At 73.4% G+C, this 3181-nt stretch carries 3 protein-coding genes; all 3 read left to right on the top strand.

What is annotated here, in order from left to right; translation table 11 throughout:
- On the top strand, positions 1-984 hold a 984-nt coding region (locus N5I75_RS15990; protein ID WP_476678084.1), incomplete at its 5' end, for an acyl carrier protein.
- 57 nt (positions 985-1041) lie between these two features.
- Positions 1042-2109 (top strand): glucose-1-phosphate thymidylyltransferase, encoded by a 1068-nt coding sequence (locus N5I75_RS15985; protein WP_476678082.1) that lies wholly within the window; start codon positions 1042-1044, stop codon positions 2107-2109.
- Complete coding sequence (locus N5I75_RS15980; RefSeq protein ID WP_476678080.1) at positions 2106-2891, top strand: futalosine hydrolase; 786 nt, start codon at positions 2106-2108, stop codon at positions 2889-2891. The genes N5I75_RS15985 and N5I75_RS15980 overlap by 4 nt, the downstream gene beginning before the upstream one ends.
- Positions 2892-3181 lie beyond the last annotated feature (290 nt).

The raw sequence follows: 3181 nt of genomic DNA, 5'->3' as shown, positions 1-3181 counted from the left end.
GCCGTCCTCCTGGAGGAACTCACCCGCGACACCGGCACCGACCTCGTCCTGTTCTCCTCGGTGGCAGGCACCTTCGGCGGCGTCGGCCAGGCCAACTACTCGGCGGCCAACGCCTTCCTGGACGCCTTCGCCGCCCGCCACGACACCCCGCAGCGCCGGGTCCGGTCGCTGGCCTGGGGCCTGTGGGCCGAACGCAGCGGCATGACCGGCAAACTCGACGACGCCGACCTGCGCCGCATCGCCCGCAGCGGACTGCGCCCCATGGAGACCGACCACGCCCTCGCCCTGCTCGACGCGGCACTGCGCGCCCCAGAGCCCTGGTACGCGCCCGTCGACCTCGACCCGGGCACCCTGCGCGCCTCCGACGGCACCGTGCCCGACCTGGTCCGCGACCTGGTGCAGGCCCGCGACCGGCGCCCCGCGCCCGAAGCGGCGGCGACCGGCTCGGCGGCGCCCGCCGCGGACGACCTGAGCGCGACGCTGGCCGCACTCGCGCCCGCGGAACGGCACTCCGCCGTCCTGAACGCCGTACTCACCCAGGCGGCTCTGGTCATCGGCCACGACAGCCCCGACGCCCTCGACCCCGAAGGAGGCTTCCTGGACAGCGGGTTCAACTCCCTGACCGCCGTCGAGCTGCGCAACCGCCTCGGCGCCCTCGCGGGCGTACGACTGCCCGCGACCCTGATGTTCGACTACCCCACACCGGAGCGGCTCGCGGCGCACCTCCTGGAACGCATCGCCCCCGAGGACCGGCCCGCCACGTCCCCGCTCCTCGACCAACTCGACGCCCTGGAAGCGCAGTTCACCGCGTCAGCGGCGGAGGAGGCGTTCCACGACCAGCTCCGCGCCCGGCTGCGCGGCCTCCTCGACCGCCTGGACGGCGTCACGGGCCTCTCCGAGGCCCCGGCAGCCGTGCCGGACGCCGACGAGGTGTCCGACGACGAACTGCGCGCCTTCCTCGAGGGCGACCTCGACGAGGCCTGAACCCGGGCCCACCCGCACCTCCCACTCCCCACCCGTCACCCGTGATCTGGATGGAACATGAAGGCTCTCGTGCTCGCGGGGGGATCCGGTACGCGGCTGCGACCGATCACCCACACCTCCAGCAAACAACTGGTCCCGGTCGCCAACAAACCGATCCTCTTCTACGGCCTCGAAGCCATCGCCGAGGCAGGCATCAAGGACGTAGGCGTCATCGTCGGCAGCACCGCCCCGGAGATCCGGGCCGCTGTCGGTGACGGCTCGGCCTTCGGACTCGACATCACCTACATCCCGCAGAGCGAACCCCTCGGGCTCGCCCACGCCGTCCTCATCGCCCAGCCGTTCCTCGGCGACGACGACTTCGTGATGTACCTCGGCGACAACTTCGTCCTCGACGGCATCAGCGACGCCGTCGACGCGTTCCGCAAGGACCCGCACGACGCCCACGTCCTCCTCACCCGGGTCGGCGACCCCACGGCCTTCGGCGTCGCCGTGATCGACGACCACGGCAAGGTCGTCGACCTGGAGGAGAAGCCGAGCAGGCCGCGCAGCGACCTCGCCGTCGCAGGCGTCTACCTGTTCACCACCGCCGTCCACGAGGCCGTCGCCGCCATCACGCCCTCCGCCCGCGGCGAACTGGAGATCACCGACGCCCTCCAGTGGATGATCGACCAGGAGATGGACGTGACGTCCACCGTCATCACCGGCTACTGGAAGGACACCGGCAACGTCACCGACATGCTGGAGGTCAACCGCACCCTCCTGGAACGGCTCCAGCCCCGCATCGACGGGTTCGTCGACGAGGAGAGCGAGATCATCGGGCGGGTCCGGATCGAGGCGGGCGCCGAGGTGCGCCGCTCGCGCATCGTCGGCCCCGCCATCGTCGGGGCGGGCAGCATGGTCACCGACTCCTACATCGGCCCGTCCACCTCGGTCGCGGAGCGGTGCCACATCTTCCACAGCGAGATCGAGTACTCCATCGTGCTGCGGGAGTCGTCCTTCGACCACATCAGGCGCGTCGCGGGCTCTCTCGTCGGCCGCAACGTCAAGGTCACCCTGACGCCCCGGCTGCCCGCCGCCCACCGCCTCGTGATCGGCGACCACGGGCAGGTCCAGATCTCTTCATGAACCCCGTCCGCCTCCTGATCGTCACGGCCGTCGACGCCGAGCGCGACGCCGTCGCGCGCGGCCTCGGCCCCGCCACCCCGGTCACCGCGCCCGGCCTGCCCGGCACCGCACTGCTCCGCGTCACCAGCGACGAAGCGGTCTCCTGCGGGGACGCCCTCGGGATACCGTCCACCCTCCGCCGCCGCCCCCTGACCGCGGACCTGCTGACCGGGGGAGTGGGCCCCGCCGCCGCGGCCGCCGCCACCGGTGGCGCGCTCACCTCCGCCGCCGCCCGGGAAGACCCCTACGACCTGGTCATCTGCGCGGGCATCGCCGGCGGGTTCGACCCGATCGCCGCCGTGGGCTCCGTCGTCGTCGCCGACCGCGTCATCGCCGCCGACCTCGGCTGCGAGACGCCCGACGGCTTCCTGTCCGTCGACAGCCTCGGCTTCGGCACCACCGAACACGCCTGCCCGCCCGACCTGTCCGCGGCCGTCGCCCGCGTCCTCGGCGCCGTCCACGCACCGGTCCTGACGGTCTCCACCGTCACCGGCACCGCGGAACGCGCCCGGGAACTCCAGCGGCGCCACGCGGCCGCCGCCGAGGCCATGGAGGGCTTCGGCGCCGCCGAGGCCGCGGCGCTCCACGGGATCCCGCTCCTCGAAGTCCGTACGGTCTCCAACACCGTCGGCCCGCGGGACCGGGCCGCCTGGCGCATCCCGGACGCGCTCGCCGCCCTCCGCGACGCCTTCGCGGTGCTCAACTCCGCCCTCGCCCGCGGCGCCCCGCCGCCCTACACCTGACGCCACCCCCGGCCCCGGACCCTGTCCGGGGCCCTCGTCACAGCGCGGCCGGCCCCGGTGGGACACCGCTCCGGCCTGCGCGAACGGACGGCCACCGCCGAAATCCAAGCGTTTCCCCAGTGAAGTCCTCCGGCCGCCGAAAAAGCCCTCGCTCCGGGTCATGCTGTCCCCACCGCACTCGGAGCCGAGCGTCGGACCCATGCCCTCACCGGGCGCCCCGGGACCGACGCGAACCGGCCCGGTGCGGACCGCCGCTCCGTCACCGAAACCGAACAGCATGGGGGCAGTCC

It is taken from the genome of Streptomyces sp. R818, assembly GCF_056172735.1.
Note: the sequence above shows the minus strand (reverse complement) of the source record. Positions and strands in the feature narration are given on the sequence as shown.